The sequence below is a fragment of the Bacillus cereus group sp. MG1 genome (assembly GCF_040460035.1).
Lineage (GTDB): Bacteria > Bacillota > Bacilli > Bacillales > Bacillaceae_G > Bacillus_A > Bacillus_A cereus.
In genome coordinates, this window is sequence record NZ_JARVGY010000001.1 from 3,041,526 (window position 1) to 3,059,811 (window position 18,286).

The window sequence follows — 18,286 nt, forward strand, 5'->3', positions numbered from 1 at the left end:
ACATTATGTTTTACGAGCTTTTTTTATTATTCAGCTTCAGAAACTACTGTGAAGCGTTCGTTTACATGTTTTGGGTTTTCAATCTCATCAAGTGCTGCAACTGCGAAGTCTTCGTAACTTACGTAGCTATCACCTTTTGAGTTAACAAGAAGATTGTCTTTGCCAGCTTTGTAAGAACCAGTGCGTTTTCCTAATGCGAATAGTGCAGAAGGGCTGATGAATGTCCAAGTGATATCATTTGTTTGTTGTAAAATTTCTAAGTTTTTACCTTGGTTTTGAGCTGTTGCAAGATATTCTTTCGGGAAACCTGGTGTCTCAAATACACGTGTTGTTTTCTCTTTGTCTACAAATAAGCTTCCAGCGCCTCCAACTACAAGTAATTTTGTATTTGGTGCACCTTTCATAGCTTCAATAAGTACGTTTCCTGCATCTACGTGAAGGTGTTCTTCGCCTGCTGGAGCACCGAATGCATTTACAACTACGTCAAATGCCTGCAGGTCGTTAGATGTAAGAGAGAATACATCTTTCTCTAAAACTTTTACGTTTTCTTCTGTAATTTTTGCAGCGTTTCTTACGATTGCAGTTACTTCATGTCCGCGATTCAATGCTTCTTTTAAAATACGACTTCCTGCTTTACCAGTTGCTCCGATAATTCCGATTTTCATAATAAATCCCTCCAAAGTGTTTTGTTAAAGTGTATATCTGAAAGTAAATGAATTTGTTGTAATTAGGTTTGTTACAAACTGTTGTAATCATTATAGTTACGGGTTGGTATTTTTGTCAATAGGGTTGTTTGTGAATTTATTTTTTGTTTTAGTATGTACAGTTAGAGGGAGGGTAGTCAGTCATAAAGATATTGTTACTGTGAACCTGGCTAATATTTGGAAATTGCAAATTGTCGAAAAATGTTGATTTTTGAATGTTTTTTAAATATAATTCGTTTTATGGAGAAAAGGAGGGGTTAATTGTATGAATATTTTAGAGCAATTTATTTCATCAACAAATACAATTCTTTGGTCATATATTCTTATTGCAATGTTAATTGGTTTAGGTCTTTATTTTTCTATTAAATTGAAATTCGTACAAATTACTCATTTAGGGGAAATGGTTCGTTTAATGAGTGATGGACTAACTGGAAAGACACGTAAAAAGGGTAGCGTGTCATCGTTCCAAGCATTTTGTATGAGTTCTGCAGCTCGTATTGGTATCGGGAACTTAGCTGGTGTAGCGTTAGCTATTTCTATGGGAGGACCTGGAGCTGTATTTTGGATGTGGGTTATTGCGATTATCGGGGCTTCTTCAAGTTTCGTAGAAAGTACGCTTGCACAAATTTATAAAATAAAAGATGGCAGTGGCTTCCGTGGTGGTCCTGCTTATTATATGGAAAAAGGTTTAAATAAACGTTGGATGGGGATTTGGTTCTCTATTCTGATTACAATTAGTTACGGTTTAATTTTCAACTCAGTACAAGCAAACACAGTTACATTAGCGTTTAAAAATGCATTTGGTATTGAGCGTTACGTTGTTGGGATTGTATTAGCAGTATTAGTTGCGGTTATTATTTTTGGTGGTGTAAAAAGTATTGCACGTATGTCGGAAATGATTGTTCCGCCAATGGCAATTCTTTATATTGCGGTAGCGATTTTCGTTGTTATTAAAAACTTCTATTTACTACCAGATGTGTTTACAGAAATCTTTAAAGGTGCATTTGGTTTAGATTCAGCTGTAGGCGGTGGTATCGGTGCTGCGATGAAATATGGTATTCAGCGCGGATTATTTGCGAACGAAGCAGGTATGGGTAGTGCGCCGAACGCGGCAGCAACAGCTGATGTAACGCATCCAGCCAAACAAGGTTTTATTCAAACAATCGGGGTTTTAGTAGATACATTCTTAGTATGTACATCAACAGCATTTATCGTACTATGTTCTGGTGCATATAAAGCAACGAATTTAGAAGGTATTGAACTAACACAAAATGCATTAAGCTCACAAATTGGCCCATGGGCGAGCAGTTTCTTAGCGATTATTATTTTCTTATTCGCTTTCAGTTCACTTCTAGGAAACTACTACTATGGTGAAACAAATATTGAATTTATTAAGCAAAGCAAAACGTGGTTAACAATTTACCGTATTGCGGTAGTTGGAATGGTATTATTCGGTTCTGTTGCGACGCTTCAAGTTGTATGGAATATGGCAGACTTATTTATGGGTCTAATGGTAATAACGAACTTAATTGCGATTACACTTCTTGGCCGATTTGCGTACGCGGCATTAACAGACTATGTAAGGCAAAAGAAACAAGGGAAAGATCCAGTCTTCAGTGCAGATTCTATTCCTGGTTTAACGAATACAGAGTGCTGGGATAAGCCAGTGGTAACAGATAAAGAAAAAGCAGTGTAATTGAAAAGGCGAGCATCGAGGTAAATTTGATGCTCGCCTTTTTTGTTGTAGTAAATGATGAAAAGGGTGAGGGGTAATTATTAATATAACTTTTTTGTTTGTTCCTCTCGTTATTTGTGGGGAACGTACTGTTTTAAAAGTATGGCTGGGCGAAGAGGATAAGAGATTGAGTATTGGATAAATGCATGTAATAGCTATATTTTTATGAAAAAAACAAGTATGTTAATATAGTTAACGTATTCATGTCATGAAACCTAACATAAAGTTCTTGATTACTAAAAGTTTTTAGAATATAATTTTCTTATTGTTAGGAAGAGGGGGCAATGCAAATATGGATTTTTTAGCTAGGGTAATTGGGGATGTAAATAATATCCTTTGGTCATATGTCATTATTGCGATGTTAATTGGGTTAGGGCTCTATTTTTCATTTCGTGTGAAATTTGTCCAAGTTCGTTACTTCGGTGAAATGATTCGATTACTTGGGGATGGAGCAAGCTCGAAAACGAGAAAAGCGCAAAAAGAGAAGAGTGGCGTATCATCATTCCAAGCATTTTGTATGAGTACAGCTTCTCGTGTAGGTACTGGTAACTTAGCTGGTGTAGCTATCGCAATTTCAGCGGGTGGTCCAGGAGCAGTATTTTGGATGTGGTTAATCGCGGTAATTGGGGGTGCTTCTGCATTTGTAGAGAGCACATTAGCGCAAATTTATAAAGTGAAAGATGGGAATGCATTCCGTGGGGGCCCAGCGTATTATATGGAAAAGGGTTTAAATAAACGCTGGTTAGGTGTTGTGTTCTCTGTTCTAATAACAGTAAGTTTCGGATTGATTTTTAATGCTGTACAGTCTAATACTGTAGCGGCAGCTTTTGATGGGGCATTCAAAACAGATAGTAGATTAGTCGGTCTTGTTATGGCTGGTTTACTTGCAGTTATTATTTTCGGTGGAGTAAAACGAATTGCACGCGCGGTTGAAATGATTGTTCCAGTAATGGCAATTATTTATGTAGCAGTGGCATTATTCGTTGTCGTAACAAACATTACGGCAATTCCGTATGTATTTAAAGAGATTTTCTTACATGCTTTCGGAATTAAAGAAGTAGTAGGTGGGGGACTAGGAGCCGCGATTTTACTAGGGGTAAAACGCGGATTATTCTCAAATGAAGCAGGTATGGGGAGTGCGCCGAACGCAGCAGCGACTGCGAACGTAACGCACCCAGTTAAACAAGGTTTTATTCAAACTTTAGGGGTATTTACAGATACATTATTAATTTGTAGTTGTACAGCATTTATTATTCTTTTATCAGATGTGCATAATGCAGCTGATTTAAATGGAATTCAATTAACGCAGCAGGCGTTAAGTCAACATATCGGTCCATGGGCTTCTATATTTGTAGCAGTTGCAATCTTCTTGTTTGCATTCAGTTCATTAGTAGGTAACTACTACTATGGTGAAACAAATATTGAATTCTTAAATGGAAGTAAAGTGCTATTAACAGCGTACCGCATTGCTGTACTTGGTATGGTTATGTTAGGATCTGTAGCGACAATTCAAATCGTTTGGGATGTAGCAGATTTATTCATGGGTATTATGGCTGTTATTAACTTAGTGGCGATTGTATTCCTCTCTAAGTATGCTTTTGCGGCATTATCAGATTACGTAAATCAAAAGAAACAAGGGAAAGATCCGGTATTCTATGCGGATTCTATTCCAGGTTTGAAAAATACAGAGTGCTGGGATAAGTCAGCAGTAGCTGATAAAGAAAAAGCAGTATAATGAGGTGAGCATCAAGTGAAACTTGATGCTCATTTTTTGTTTTATCCAGTTGTTTATAGATGGTAAAAGACGAACATTTATGAGCATTTAATAATTAAATGTAATTTTTTAAAGAAAAGTGCGGATATGAGTTGTGATTTATGTTAGAATGGAAAATGCCTTTGAAACAAGAGTTTTTATGACATTTCCTATCCAATCGAAGGTTACGGAGGAGAAATGGAAAGTTCGGATTATTTCTTGTTTTGAATGGTCAGACGTTCAACGTTAATGAAGAGTTAAATGGAGGATTTTATTAATGAAGTTTGTTATGTTCCTTGTAGGATTACTCGTTGTATTTGTACTCGGTTTTCTTATAAGTGCCGATCGAAAGAAGATTAAGTATAAACCAATCGCAATTATGCTTATTATTCAGCTAGCATTATCTTATTTCTTATTAAATACGCAAGTTGGTTATATTTTAGTAAAAGGAATTTCAGATGGATTTGGCGCACTTCTTGGATATGCGGAAGCTGGAATCGTTTTCGTATTTGGTGGTCTTGTTAATAAAGGAGAGGTTTCATTCTTCTTAACAGCGCTATTACCAATCGTATTCTTTGCGGTTTTAATCGGAATTCTGCAACACTTTAAAATTTTACCGATATTTATTCGTGCTATTGGTACGTTGTTAAGTAAAGTAAATGGTCTAGGAAAACTAGAATCATATAATGCAGTAGCAGCTGCCATTGTTGGACAAGCAGAAGTATTTATTACAGTAAAAGATCAATTAAGTAAAATCCCAAAACATCGTTTATATACATTATGTGCATCTTCTATGTCGACAGTGTCGATGTCAATCGTTGGTTCTTATATGAAAATGATCGAACCGAAATATGTAGTAACAGCACTTGTATTAAATTTATTTAGTGGTTTCATTATCATTCATATTATTAACCCGTACGATATTACAGAAGAAGAAGATACACTGAAATTAGAAAATAAGAAAAAACAATCATTCTTTGAAATGCTAAGCGAGTACATTATGCTTGGTTTCACGATTGCGATTACAGTAGCAGCTATGTTACTTGGTTTTGTAGCATTAATTACAGCAATTAATAGCTTGTTTGATTCAATGTTCGGTATTACATTCCAAGCTATTTTAGGATATATTTTCTCACCATTAGCATTCGTAATGGGTATCCCGCAAGCTGAGATGGTAACAGCGGGACAAATTATGGCAACAAAATTAGTATCAAACGAGTTTGTTGCGATGCTTGATCTTGGAAAAGTAGCTGGTGATTTATCGGCTCGTACAGTTGGTATCCTTTCTGTATTCCTTGTATCATTTGCGAACTTCTCATCTATCGGAATTATCGCAGGTGCAACGAAAGGTATCGATGAAAATCAATCAAATGTTGTATCATCATTTGGTCTACGCCTTGTGTACGGTGCGACATTAGTAAGTATTCTATCAGCGATTATCGTTGGTGTTATGTTATAAAAAAAGATGGTCCTAGCTCATAGCTAGGGCTATTTTTATGGTAAATTTGCATGAAAAAACCAATTAATTAGGAATATATTAACATATAAAAATCTTTTAAAATTTATATTGCATTTCGTCTAGATAACGCTTACAATTTGATTTGTAGGTGGTATCAATTTCAGACTTTCAATTATGGTAGGAGAGAAGAAGCTACCTTTTATAAATTGCAATTTATGTAAACGCTTACTGATTTTAGATGACAGTTGAATAGTTTTAGGGGTTTTAAATTTTTTAACAACAATGGTCAGACGTCATTCGTTATACGTTATACGACCAATAACTCGTGGGAGAAGTGGAGGATTCACATATGAAGTTCGTAATGTTTCTAGTCGGTTTACTTGTAGTGTTTGTACTAGGTTTCCTTATCAGTTCAGATCGTAAGAAAATTAAATATAAACCAATTGCACTTATGCTTGTCATTCAATTGGTACTTGCGTATTTCTTACTAAATACAAAGGTCGGATTCGTATTAGTAAAAGGGATCGCAGATGGATTTGGCGCTATTTTAAAATTTGCGGAAGCTGGGGTTAATTTCGTATTTGGTGGTCTAGCAAACGATGGACAAGCACCATTCTTCTTAACAGTATTATTACCGATTATTTTCTTAGCAGTATTAATCGGGATTCTGCAACATATTAAAGTTTTACCGATTATCATTCGTGCAGTCGGTTTCCTATTAAGTAAAGTTAACGGTTTAGGAAAACTAGAATCATATAATGCGGTAGCAGCTGCAATCGTTGGTCAAGGGGAAGTATTCATTACAGTAAAAGATCAACTAAGCAAATTACCGAAAAATCGTTTATACACACTTTGTGCATCTTCAATGTCTACAGTATCGATGTCAATCGTCGGTTCTTATATGAAAATGATTGATCCAAAATATGTAGTAACAGCACTAGTATTAAACTTATTCAGTGGATTCATTATCGTTCATATCATTAATCCATATGAAGTAAAAGAAGAAGACGATATTTTAGAATTACAAGAAGACAAGAAACAAACATTCTTTGAAATGTTAGGCGAATATATTATGCTTGGTTTCTCAATCGCTGTAACAGTAGCGGCGATGTTAATCGGTTTCGTAGCATTAATTACAGCAATTAACGGTGTATTCGATTCAATTTTCGGAATCACATTCCAAAGCATTTTAGGATATATCTTCTCACCATTAGCATTCGTAATGGGTATTCCAACATCAGAGATGCTACAAGCAGGACAAATTATGGCAACAAAATTAGTAACGAACGAATTCGTTGCAATGCTTGACCTTGGTAAAGTAGCTGGTGATTTATCAGCTCGTACAGTAGGTATTTTATCTATCTTCCTTGTATCATTTGCGAACTTCTCATCTATTGGAATTATCGCAGGTGCAACGAAGAGTATCGATGGCAAACAAGCAAACGTTGTATCATCATTCGGTTTAAAACTTGTATACGGTGCAACGTTAGTAAGTATATTATCAGCGATTATCGTTGGGGTTATGCTTTAATAAATTAAGAAAAGCAATGAGCGTAGGCTCATTGCTTTTTTTGTTTAACTTGCTTTATCCAAGTTTCTTTTAAAACGTGGTTTCTCTAAATAAGTTCCCAGTCTCCACACATATTCCACTGGCCCCATTCGGTATTTCTGGAGCCAATAGGTGCTAACGAATAATTGAATCGTATAAATTCCGATGGTTAAAAGAATACCGAAGAAATAGCCGATTTTCCCGTATAAGCCAAATCCATATGCGTAAAAAATAGTTGTTGCGATAATAGATTGCGCTAAGTAATTACTAACGGACATTTTCCCCATGTTCGCCATGTATGTTAGTAGACGGGTTGCTTTTTTGTAATGGAATAATAAAATGATTGTGCTTCCGTAAAAGAAGGTCATAGTTACTGGTGTAAGGCCATCTTGTAACATAATTAAAAGCGGGTGCTTTACGAACATAGCTAAGATTTTAATTGTAAAAGAGAAGAGACCGGTGGCAAACCATATTTTTTTGACACCAGGTATATGTTTATTGACCTCAAATAGCCAGCCTTTTTTCCCTACATACATTCCGAGTAGGAACAGTGGAGACATAAAAATTATTGCGAAAACTGATATGAAAAATAATCCGAATGCACCGTCAATTCCCATGTAATCAAAAGGATTTTCAGTCAATCTAAAGTTGACGTGATCCATATAGCTTCCAGTTTGATGGACTTTATGTTCTTTTTCAGTATAAGGTGCAAAATCATTTATATTTGTAGATGGATCAGTTTGATAAGACATAAGTGTAATAAGTGCGAGTAGAATAATCGCCCAAATGAGCAAAGTTTTCGGTTTTCGATTGATGAACATCATTAAGAAAATCCCAATTATTCCGTATGCAAATAAAATATCTCCCTCCCAAACAAAAGTGCCGTGAATGTAGCCGAGTAGTAAAAGAATGATAATACGTCTTATGTATGTGGGGAAGAATTTTTTTCCTTTTGCGATAATACTTTTTTGTAACAAAATAATGCTAAGTCCAAATAGAAAAGAAAATAGGGATATAAAGTTATGTGTGCCGAAGAATTGAATAAACCAATTAGCGCCTTTATCAAGATCGCCGAATAGATAAGTTGGTTTTTCACTGGTGAAGAACCCGAATTGAATTAATGTCATATTGACTAGTAAAATGCCAAACAAAGCGAAACCACGAATTGCATCAACAGCTTCTACACGTTGATTCATTTTTCCTCTCCTCGTATATTCGTTTTTATATTGAAAATAATACCATTTTATAGCTGGCACTATGTCAAATATGAGGAAATTTAAGGTGATTTTAAGATAGAGAGCAAACAAAAAAATCACCTTAATTCATGTATTAAGGTGATTGAAATATTATTCAGCTGGAGGCGTAAATGTACGTTTCTCTAATTCAGCATCTAGCATAAACAGTGCGTTTGAATCGCTTGTAATACGTTTTAATTTTTGAATGATGCTATCGAATGAAGCTTCTTCTTCAACTTGTTCGTCAACGAACCATTTTAAGAATGTAATTGTTGCATGTTCACGCTCGTCCCAAGCGATATCAGATAAGTTGTAAATACGTTTCGTTACTTCACGCTCGTGCTCAAGTGCGACTTCAAAAGCGTTTAATACAGATTTGTATTCGTTATTCGGATTATCAAATCCAGTAATAATAGCGCGTTCTCCGCGGTCATTAATATAGTTGTAAAGCTTCATTGCGTGGAAACGTTCTTCTTCAGCTTGTACAAGGAAAAAGTTAGCGAATCCATCATAGCTCTCAGCTGTACAGTAAGCAGCCATTGCCATATAAGCATGGGCAGAGTAAAATTCAAAGTTCATTTGTTCATTTAATGCGTCGTGCAATTTTTTTGATAACATAAAATCCCCCTTAGTATTGTGACAATAATATTATACCATAATTGATAATATTCTCATTTAGATACTTCGAACCTTTTCGAAAGCTTTGTGACGTGTGCATCCATAATGTCTTGTAAGTCTAAATCATATTTTTGCGAAAGAATAATAAGGTTAGATAGTACATCGCCAAGTTCTTCTTTTAGTTCTTGTTTTAGCTCTTCTTCTGTTTTCGCATCTTCATCAGGGCGATCGCGGCCAATTTCAATAGCACGAACGACTCGTGAAACTTCCCCAACTTCCTCGGTTAAGAAATTTAAGCGAATAAAGGCATTATACTGTGACCAGCTTCGTTTTTCGTAAAATTCCTCAACCCATCTTTGAAATGCAACGATATCCATTTCTTCCTCATCTCCTCAATATGTTGTACAATGTTCATTGTATCATAACAATATATAGTTTCGGGGTGTAGGGATGAGAAAGATTTGTGTGTTTGCAGGTTCTAATTTAGGAGAGAGACCAGAATTTAAAGAGCAGGCAATTCAGTTAGGTAAAATGTTTGTTGAGAACGACTATGAGCTCGTATACGGTGGTTCATGTGTCGGATTAATGGGAGAAGTAGCAAACGAAGTTCTTCGTTTAGGTGGACGTGTAACAGGTGTTATGCCGCGCGGTCTATTCCGAGGAGAAATTGTGCATACAGGATTAACAGAATTAATTGAAGTAGAGACGATGCACGAACGTAAAGCTAAAATGGCAGAGCTTGCAGATGCTTTTATTGCGCTTCCAGGCGGATACGGAACGTTTGAAGAACTATTTGAAGTTGTATGTTGGTCACAAATTGGTATACATAATAAGCCGGTTGGTTTATTAAACATAAAAGGTTTTTACGGACCAATTTTGCAAATGGTTGAACGTGCAGCAGAAGAAGGATTTATGAATCCATCAAATAAAGAATTGATCGTTTCAGCAGAGACAGCAGATAAACTGATTCATGCAATCCAAAATTATGAGCGTCCTGTTTTGGGAACGAAGTGGAAGCAACTATCATAGCAAATACGGAAACACATGTCGTTTTAATTTAAGATGGCATGTGTTTTTAATTTGGTTAAATATGTTAATTTTTAGATGTAATGTTTTTGGAAAAGGAGAAAGAGATGGAGGAGTTTGTGTATTTAAGACCGGTCTTTAAAAGTATTTTAGCAGCATCTATTCTTGTTATGCTAATTGTTTTGAGACAGAAGAAAGAGTTGATTAATGAATTTTCGCTTTGGTTTATCTCGGTATTGTGTATCGGTGTTTCCGCGATAACGTTGTTTATGTCTGGGTTTATCGTTGATGAGTATAATCTAGGTGGAGATCCACAATCGTTTTGTATGTTTATTGCGATTGGTTGTATTAGTGGTCTGAATTTCATTATTTATTACAGAAGGCAATAAAAAGAGGCATTCCGTATTACTTTGGAATGCCTTTATTATTTTGATTGCTTTGCTTTTTATACAGGTACCAGCCACCCCAGCCGCCACCAATTGCTACGACAACGAGGAAAGCATAGTCCTTAACCTCGACACGTATATTGAAAATATTAGCTATAAGTAAGAGAATCCCAACTGTTATTAACGCAAAAAATGCTCTAATTAAGTAGTCTTTCAACTGAACCACTCCCGTCATTTAAGTAGTAAATGATGAATTTGGAAAAGCTAAAGGGTGTTTCCTATATTTTAACATAGATGAGATTGTAATATATTGATAAAAGTAGGGGAGAGAGGCGTGTTAATATTGTCGTGATTTGTCGATAAGTCGATATAATTGAAAAATCGCTGATATATTGGATGGAATCGCCGATATAATTGGATAATCGCTGATATATTGGGGAGAATCGCCGATATGTTGGAAAAATCGCTGATATAAATTTCATGTACCAGCATGCGCGATCAATCTATAGAAAAAAGCGACTCTGAACGAGCCGCTTCCGCTTTAAAGTAATATTCAGCTCCGGTAGCTAGAATGTTCGGTGGCTTCGCTTTTTCCTGCGAGGCAAAGAGCGCCTCTACGTCAAAAGCTCCATCTCCCTCACATTCTGAGCAAGCTACCTCCGCTTTTAGGTGATATCCAGCTCCAGCGGCTAGAATCTCCGGTCATTTCACTCTCTCGCTCGAAGCAAAAAGCGCTTCAAGGTCGAGAGCTCCAATGCCCTGCGATTTTGAGCAAGCCGCTTCCGCTTTTAAATCTATTATTGATTCAAGAACGCACGTAGCATCCAAGCGTGTTTTTCTAGTTCTGTGTAGATGCCTAGTAGTAGGTCAGATGTCATTTCATCGTCAGAGTCTTGAGCGATTTCCATGCCTTTTTTCAGTTCGACTAGCATCATTTCGTAGTCTTTCATGATTGCTTCGACCATCCCTTCTGCAGTTTCTCCGTATGCTGCTTCTTGAATAGAAGATAGTTCTAAGTATTCTTTCATTGTTGCTACTGGTTTGCCGCCAATTGCTAAAATACGTTCTGCAATTTCATCGATGTGAGTAGCTGATTCTGTGTAAAGTTCTTCGAATTTCTCGTGTAATGTGAAGAATTGAGGTCCTTTTACGTACCAATGGAAGTTGTGAAGTTTTGTGAATAAAACGCTCCAGTCTGCTACTTGTTTGTTTAATACTTCGATTACTTGTTTGTTCATTATGATCAATCTCCTTTTGAGTTGTTATGTGATACCAATTACTAATTTATAATAATTATAATCTAGTAATCTCTATAAATCAACCCTTTTGCTGGAATTAATTTGAACAAATTATGAACTGTTGTAAATAAAAGGCCCTATTACGGTGAAGTAATAGGGCCTTTGTTTGAGATATGGCTCTTGTTCTGAACGAGCCGCTTGTGCTTTTAATGATATCCAGCTCCGGTGACTAGAATCTCCGGTCATTTCGCGCCTTCCTGTGAGGCAAAGAACGCCTCTTCGTCAGGAGCTCCAATGCCCTCCTGTTCTGAGCAAGTCACCTCCGCTTTTAATTGATATCCAGCTCCAGCGGCTAGAATCTCCGGTCATTTCGCTCTCTCGCTCGAAGCAAAAAGCGCTTCAAGGTCGAGAGCTTGAAGTGTCCTGCGATTCTGAACGAGCCGCTTCCGCTTTTATTTGTTAAACAGCCTTTTGTTTTTCTTCTACATCTTGCCCATCCCAGCACTCTGTATTCTTTAAGCCAGGGATAGAGTTTGCAACGAAGACAGGATCTTTTCCTTGTTTCTTTTGCTTCAAATAGTCTACTAATGCAGCGTAAGCAAATTTGCTAAGGAATGAGATGGCAATTAAGTTTGTGAATACCATTAGTCCCATGAATAAATCAGCTAAACTCCAAACTGTTTTAAGAGCAGCGATTGATCCGAAGAATACCATTCCGACAACTGCAACACGATAAATCATTAACCATGTTTTACTTTCTTTAATGAATGCGATATTTGTTTCACCATAATAGTAGTTTCCTAGAAGTGAACTGAAAGCGAATAGGAAAATAATAATCGCTAAGAAAGTGCTTGCCCACGGTCCAATTTGTGAACTTAATGCGTTTTGTGTTAATTCGATACCTTCTAAATTTGATCCTTTGTAAAGTCCAGAACATAATACGATAAATGCTGTTGATGTACATACTAAGAATGTATCTACGAAAACGCCTAACGCTTGAACAAGCCCTTGTTTTACAGGGTGAGATACATCAGATGTTGCGGCTGCATTAGGAGAACTACCCATTCCCGCTTCTGTAGCGAATAAACCGCGCTGAATTCCGAACTTGATTGCTGCTCCAATACCACCAGCGATGGCTTGGTCTAAACCGAATGCACCGTTAAAGATTTCCATGAAAATGCTTGGTAACATACTGAAGTTGTTAATAACGACAAAAATAGCCACGCCGATATAAACGATTGCCATTGGCGGAACAATCATTTCTGTAATACGTGAAATGCTCTTAATGCCACCAAAAATAATAACTGCAACTAATAAGGCTAATAGAGCTCCTACGATTGTTCGCTCTAGTCCAAAAGCATTTTCAAACGCTATTGTTACTGTATTTGCTTGCACTGAATTGAAAATTAATCCATACGCAACTGTAATAAGAAGTGAAAACCAGACGCCCATCCAGCGTTTGTTTAACCCTTTTTCCATGTAATATGCTGGTCCACCACGGAACCTACTTCCATCTTTTACTTTATAAATTTGCGCAAGTGTACATTCTACAAAACTAGTAGCTGCTCCGATAATTGCGATAAACCACATCCAAAATATTGCGCCAGGTCCACCCATTGAAATTGCTAATGCTACACCAGCTAAGTTTCCGATACCGATACGTGCTGCTGCACTTAAGCAAAATGCTTGGAATGGTGAGATGCTATCTTTCTTTTTTTCTTTTCGATTAAACCCTTTACTAATTAAGCTGACCATCTCACTGAAATGAGTAATTTGGACAAATTTTAATTTAAAAGAGAAGTAAAGACCGAAGCCGATTAGCATTGCAATAAGAATATATGACCATAAAATATTATTCGTTACCTCAAGGAATCTGCTAAAGATATCAACCATATAATACACTTCCTTTTTTTCGTAATAAGAAAATTATATGCAAAAAATATACGAGAATCAATTTTTCTAAAAAATTATGTTACTTAAAACATTTTTGTGTTATGATTATGTTACATCGTAATATTTTTAGAATTATTTACATTTTAAAAAACTAAATTTAAAGCGAGAAAGTGGGGATAATTTGAAAGAAGATTCTTTATGGAAAGTAAGCCTTGAGAGTTTGAAAATGAGAAGTAATATATTTTTTATCATTACATCTTTAAGTATCTTTTTAGGGTCCACTTATTATTACAATAAAAGATTTCCAAATCACAAATATCCTGAGTGGTTAGAATTTCTAAAGTTGATTGGATGAATAAAAGACAGAAAAACAGAAAATTAAAATAAACAAGTTATGGAGGAGCTAAAAATGAATATTAGAGAAAGTGAACTTCCGGGTATTGGTTATAAGTTTCAAATCGTTACGAAAGGTAATGAAAAGATGGTAATTGTCATTCATGATGATGGTCGTAGAGAAATGTATCATTTTGATTCAGACCATGAAGAAAGCATCTCAAGTATTTCACTACGTGACTCAGAGGCAAGACAAATCGCTGCAATATTAGGTGGAATGGTATATAAGCCTAGGGCGTTAGAAAATGTTGAGATGGTTTTTGAAGGTTTAGCGATTGAGTGGTTCAAAGTGGAGAATACAGCTCCAGCAATCGGAAAAACAATTGGCGATCTTGAAATAAGAAAAACATATAGCGTAACAATAATCGCGGTTATGAAGAAGAACATGAAGAAGCTATTTAATCCAGGACCAGAAACAGTAATTGAAGAAGGAGATATGCTTGTAGTTTCAGGTGAGAGAGAAGAAATTAAAAAAATCATTAATGAATTACTTTCAAATAGGGGGGACTGATTAGATGGATACGTTAATTTTTGAAGTTGGTACAGCTTTAGTTTTAGTGGCAATTGCAGCAGTAATTGCTGGGAAATTTAAATTCTCAGTAATTCCTTTTCTAATCGTTCTTGGAATGTTAGTAGGACCGCATGCACCGACAATAGGTGTTATCGATCTCAAATTTATTGAAAGTGCAAGTGTAATTTCCTTCCTTGGACGAATTGGGGTTCTATTCCTTCTATTCTATCTAGGATTAGAATTTTCAATGAAAAAACTAATTAAATCTGGACGCTCTATTGCGATTGGCGGAACGATTTATATTTTAATTAACTTTTCACTTGGTTTGTTATACGGATTTATAATGGGATTCCCATTACTAGAAATCTTAATTATTGCGGGTATTATTACGATTTCTTCTAGCGCTATCGTTGCTAAAGTGTTAGTGGACTTAAGAAGAACTGGTAATAATGAAACCGAATTAATTTTAGGAATTATTATGTTTGAAGATATATTCCTTGCTGTATATTTATCAGTTGTTTCTGGTTTAGTACTTGGAGATCACGCTTCCTTCTTAGGTGCCCTTACTTCAATTGGAATTGCTTTAGGATATATGCTTCTATTCTTTATAGTAGCTAGAAAGGCTACGCCGTTATTAAATAAATTGCTCAATATTAGCTCAGATGAAATCTTTATTATTGTAGTATTTGCTTCGTTATTCTTCATTGCTGGTTTTTCAGAAACAATTCACGTTGCAGAAGCAATTGGAGCACTTCTTCTAGGATTAGTTTTCTCTGAGACAGAGCATAGTGACCGAATTGAACATCTTGTTGTTCCATTTAGAGACTTTTTCGGAGCTATTTTCTTCTTCAGCTTCGGGTTAAGTATTGATCCGTTCTCATTAGGCGGAGCGATATGGTTAACGTTAGGTGCTGTCCTTCTTACGATAATCGGTAACTTTGTAGCAGGAATGATTGCAGGAAGACAAGCTGGATTATCTCATAAAGCATCAACAAATATCGGATTAACAATCGTTTCCAGAGGAGAGTTCTCCATCATTATGGCTAATATCGGTATCGCCGGTGGTTTAATGTCAGTACTGAAACCATTCTCAGCACTATACGTGCTTATACTATCCATTTTAGGCCCACTTCTGACAAAAGAGTCGAAGAATGTATATAAATTCTTAAATAAAATCTTTAAGTGGGATACGAAGACTAACTAAATTAAAAAAATAAAAGTACAAGATATTTCCTGCTTGTACTTTTATTTTGGTGATGAAAACAGTAAAGAGAGGTACATGATGTTAGGAGAGTTGATTCATTCGGTTTTAGTTTTTTTAGAAGGACTTGGTTATTGGGGAATTATGCTTGGATTAATGCTAGAGGTTATTCCAAGTGAAATCGTATTGTCTTATGCAGGCTATTTAGTATCAACAGGAAGCATTACATTTTGGGGCGCTGTCGCGTTCGGTACAATTGGTGGTGTAATTGCACAACTATTCATTTATTGGATTGGTCGATATGGAGGAAGACCTGTTCTTGAGCGATATGGAAAATATATTTTAATTCAGAAGAAACATATTGATTATGCTGAAGATTGGTTTAATCGTTATGGAACTGGCGTTATCTTTACCGCACGTTTTATTCCGGTTGTGCGTCATGCTATTTCGATACCAGCGGGTATTGCGAAAATGTCACATGCTAAGTTTATTACGCTAACTACATTAGCTGTTATTCCGTGGTCAATTGTGTTTGTATATTTAGGTTTTAAATTAGGAACAGAGTGGGAAAGTATTAATAAAGTTGCGGGGCCATATGTGAAATACTTTGCACTTGTTGCTATTGTTAGTGCAATTGGTTATTTTGTATTAAAAAAAATGATGAAAAAAAAGTGATTACAGAAAAGGAATCTATGTCGACGTAGATTCCTTTTTTATTGGCATTTTTTCAAGGATGAAAGAATACGTTTAATATTTACTATATTGTGGCATACATATAGAAAAAGGGTGCTTGGAAAGGGGAATAAAGAGAAATGGAACTCCAGTTTCAAAATGTATATCAACAGGTAGAGAATTGGTATGTGTTGGATTCGGAGCTTCCTTGGGATGTCAAAAAGTTGAGAGAGGATTTGTTTTCTCTTATTGAAGTATGTAAAACGCCCGTTATTTTTTGTGATACGTGTGATGCAAATGATGTGCTTCTATCATTAGGGGAAGAGGAAGAAGAGTTCCTATTCCCAGTAGGTGGTTTTTATCATAAAGAAAAGCAATTAATTTTCGTTTGTATGTGGGAAGAGTATGATCAAGTTCTCAAAACGCTACTGCATGAATTCCGCCATGCGATGCAGCATAAGAGAGATATATTGTATGTGGGAAGTGAACGGTACGAAGAGCGGTGGATTGAAAAAGATGCGAGGAAGTTCGCGGAGAGGAAATTGGATGAATATAAGAGTAGAAAGTTAATGTAAAGCATAGTGGAGAAATAGCGCTGTGCTTTTTATGCTTATTAAAAATAAGTATTTGACTTTTATTAAGTTTAGTTCTAAACTAATGATATGAAACGAGCGAGGTGATGAAATGAAAACAGAAGATAGACTAGGGCTACTATTATGGTTTCGTTTGTCACGCTTTTATAATAAGAGTATTCGTGAGACGAATCAGCATTTGAAAAAATGGAATATATCTGCCGCCCAGTTTGATGTGTTAGCTCAAGTTGGAGGATATAATCGTTTAACGCAGCAAGAACTTGGAAATAAGCTATTTGTTACGAAAGGAAATGTAACGCAGCTTTTAAATAAAATGGAGCAGCTTGAGTGGATTTTGCGTGAACAAGAGGGTACTACGAAATATATTTCTTTAACAGAAAAGGGAAGAGCTTTATATGAGGAAATCGTCCCACCTCAAGAAACGTTCCAAGCAGAGAAGTTTCATAATTTAAATATAGAGGAACAAAAGCAGTTATTAACACTATTAAAAAAGTTACAGTAAGAAAAAATTTTAAAATAAATCTCGAATTCGAGATAGTATGAGGTGAAGGATATGTTTAGAAAAGTTGATCATAAAAATATGGGCAGAGCAAATCATGGTTGGTTAAATACACATTTTCATTTTTCTTTTGCCAATTACTACAATCCAAATAACATGAACTTCGGAGCGTTACGTGTTATTAATGATGATCTAGTAGCGGCGCAAACTGGTTTTGATATGCATCCACATCGTGATATGGAGATTATTTCTTACGTTGTAGATGGTGCTTTAACACATGAAGACAGCATGGGAAATCGCGGAACGATTGAGCGTGGACATGTTCAATATATGAGTGCTGGCACGGGTGTATTTCATAGCGAGCATAATTTAGGCGATGAAACGCTGCGTTTATTACAAATTTGGATTTTACCAGACCGTGCAGATCATAAACCAAACTATGGTGAGTTTAAATTTGATTGGAGCAAGCGTGAAAATGAATGGTTCCATATGGTATCTTCAGTAGAAGGAAATGCACCAATTCAAATTCACCAAGATGCGAATTTATATTCCTTATCATTAGAGGCTGGAAAAAAATTCATTTTCCAGTGAAAGAAGGCCGTCAATTGTATCTTGTACAAATTGAAGGAAGCAGTGTAATCAATGGTGAAACGTTTGTTATGCGGGATGCGGCAGAATCTGTAGAAGAAGATATTCACATTCAAGCGAAAGAGCAATCACACTATTTAGCAATTGAATTGAAAAAACAATAAAAGGTTTATAGAAAAGAGGACATCCGATAGATGTCCTCTTTTTTGGATTGGAATTATCTGAAAAATGTT

The 18,286-nt window shown here is 36.0% G+C and carries 18 protein-coding genes and 1 pseudogene; 12 read left to right on the forward strand and 7 right to left on the reverse strand.

The genetic code is table 11. The annotated features are described in order from the left end of the window. Positions 1-26: 26 nt before the first annotated feature. Positions 27-665: an NAD(P)-dependent oxidoreductase gene (locus tag QCI79_RS15760; RefSeq protein WP_000689925.1), complete on the reverse strand. Its 639-nt coding sequence runs from the start codon at positions 663-665 to the stop codon at positions 27-29. Positions 666-969: 304 nt separating this feature from the next. On the opposite strand from QCI79_RS15760, the gene QCI79_RS15765 reads away from it, so the two are divergent. From QCI79_RS15765 to QCI79_RS15780, 4 genes are all read left to right on the forward strand, one after another. Further along, positions 970-2,400 carry an alanine/glycine:cation symporter family protein gene (locus QCI79_RS15765; protein ID WP_001022922.1) on the forward strand — a complete coding sequence of 477 codons (1,431 nt, stop codon included), beginning with the start codon at positions 970-972 and terminating at the stop codon, positions 2,398-2,400. A 331-nt stretch (positions 2,401-2,731) separates the two neighbouring features. Further along, on the forward strand, positions 2,732-4,174 hold the full coding sequence (locus tag QCI79_RS15770; protein ID WP_000346416.1) for an alanine/glycine:cation symporter family protein: 1,443 nt from the start codon (positions 2,732-2,734) through the stop codon (positions 4,172-4,174). A gap of 295 nt (positions 4,175-4,469) precedes the next feature. Then, the gene (locus QCI79_RS15775; protein ID WP_000673839.1) at positions 4,470-5,651 is read left to right on the forward strand and encodes a NupC/NupG family nucleoside CNT transporter; all 1,182 of its coding nucleotides are present in this window, start codon (positions 4,470-4,472) and stop codon (positions 5,649-5,651) included. A 349-nt stretch (positions 5,652-6,000) separates the two neighbouring features. Next, the gene (locus QCI79_RS15780; protein WP_000673874.1) at positions 6,001-7,182 is read left to right on the forward strand and encodes a NupC/NupG family nucleoside CNT transporter; all 1,182 of its coding nucleotides are present in this window, start codon (positions 6,001-6,003) and stop codon (positions 7,180-7,182) included. A 44-nt stretch (positions 7,183-7,226) separates the two neighbouring features. Here QCI79_RS15780 and QCI79_RS15785 read toward each other — a convergent pair whose 3' ends face one another. The 3 genes from QCI79_RS15785 to QCI79_RS15795 form a co-directional block, all read right to left on the reverse strand. Continuing rightward, a complete protein-coding gene (locus QCI79_RS15785) occupies positions 7,227-8,396 on the reverse strand; it encodes a DUF418 domain-containing protein (RefSeq protein ID WP_001076355.1) in 1,170 nt (389 codons plus the stop codon). Positions 8,397-8,546: 150 nt separating this feature from the next. Then, positions 8,547-9,053, reverse strand: a complete 507-nt coding sequence (locus QCI79_RS15790; protein ID WP_000949404.1) for a ferritin — start codon at positions 9,051-9,053, stop codon at positions 8,547-8,549. 53 nt (positions 9,054-9,106) lie between these two features. After that, positions 9,107-9,430 (reverse strand): MazG nucleotide pyrophosphohydrolase domain-containing protein, encoded by a 324-nt coding sequence (locus tag QCI79_RS15795; RefSeq protein ID WP_000355749.1) that lies wholly within the window; start codon positions 9,428-9,430, stop codon positions 9,107-9,109. 73 nt (positions 9,431-9,503) lie between these two features. On the opposite strand from QCI79_RS15795, the gene QCI79_RS15800 reads away from it, so the two are divergent. Further along, on the forward strand, positions 9,504-10,082 hold the full coding sequence (locus QCI79_RS15800) for an LOG family protein (RefSeq protein WP_001225751.1): 579 nt from the start codon (positions 9,504-9,506) through the stop codon (positions 10,080-10,082). Between the two features lie 104 nt (positions 10,083-10,186). Continuing rightward, entirely contained in the window at positions 10,187-10,468 is a 282-nt protein-coding gene (locus QCI79_RS15805; RefSeq protein WP_000390910.1) for a hypothetical protein, read from the forward strand. A 16-nt stretch (positions 10,469-10,484) separates the two neighbouring features. Here the strand turns inward: QCI79_RS15805 and QCI79_RS15810 are convergent, their stop codons facing one another. The 3 genes from QCI79_RS15810 to QCI79_RS15820 form a co-directional block, all read right to left on the reverse strand. Then, positions 10,485-10,682, reverse strand: a complete 198-nt coding sequence (locus QCI79_RS15810; RefSeq protein WP_000656313.1) for a hypothetical protein — start codon at positions 10,680-10,682, stop codon at positions 10,485-10,487. A gap of 580 nt (positions 10,683-11,262) precedes the next feature. Beyond that, on the reverse strand, positions 11,263-11,703 hold the full coding sequence (locus QCI79_RS15815) for a Dps family protein (protein WP_001041895.1): 441 nt from the start codon (positions 11,701-11,703) through the stop codon (positions 11,263-11,265). A gap of 459 nt (positions 11,704-12,162) precedes the next feature. Beyond that, a complete protein-coding gene (locus QCI79_RS15820) occupies positions 12,163-13,596 on the reverse strand; it encodes an alanine/glycine:cation symporter family protein (RefSeq protein ID WP_000227591.1) in 1,434 nt (477 codons plus the stop codon). Positions 13,597-14,005: 409 nt separating this feature from the next. Here QCI79_RS15820 and QCI79_RS15825 point away from each other — a divergent pair, with 409 nt between their 5' ends. The 6 genes and pseudogenes from QCI79_RS15825 to QCI79_RS15850 all read left to right on the forward strand — a co-directional run bounded on the left by QCI79_RS15825 (position 14,006) and on the right by QCI79_RS15850 (position 18,217). Then, positions 14,006-14,500 (forward strand): cation:proton antiporter regulatory subunit, encoded by a 495-nt coding sequence (locus QCI79_RS15825; RefSeq protein ID WP_001026075.1) that lies wholly within the window; start codon positions 14,006-14,008, stop codon positions 14,498-14,500. Positions 14,501-14,504: 4 nt separating this feature from the next. Beyond that, positions 14,505-15,704 (forward strand): cation:proton antiporter, encoded by a 1,200-nt coding sequence (locus tag QCI79_RS15830; protein WP_000380223.1) that lies wholly within the window; start codon positions 14,505-14,507, stop codon positions 15,702-15,704. A 78-nt stretch (positions 15,705-15,782) separates the two neighbouring features. Then, positions 15,783-16,376 carry an undecaprenyl phosphate transporter UptA gene (gene uptA / locus QCI79_RS15835; RefSeq protein ID WP_000900222.1) on the forward strand — a complete coding sequence of 198 codons (594 nt, stop codon included), beginning with the start codon at positions 15,783-15,785 and terminating at the stop codon, positions 16,374-16,376. 137 nt (positions 16,377-16,513) lie between these two features. Beyond that, entirely contained in the window at positions 16,514-16,948 is a 435-nt protein-coding gene (locus QCI79_RS15840) for a DUF3920 family protein (protein WP_000422800.1), read from the forward strand. Positions 16,949-17,057: 109 nt separating this feature from the next. Then, on the forward strand, positions 17,058-17,468 hold the full coding sequence (locus QCI79_RS15845) for a MarR family winged helix-turn-helix transcriptional regulator (RefSeq protein ID WP_000845468.1): 411 nt from the start codon (positions 17,058-17,060) through the stop codon (positions 17,466-17,468). A gap of 51 nt (positions 17,469-17,519) precedes the next feature. Next, positions 17,520-18,217 (forward strand): annotated as a pseudogene (locus QCI79_RS15850) (pirin family protein). Positions 18,218-18,286 lie beyond the last annotated feature (69 nt).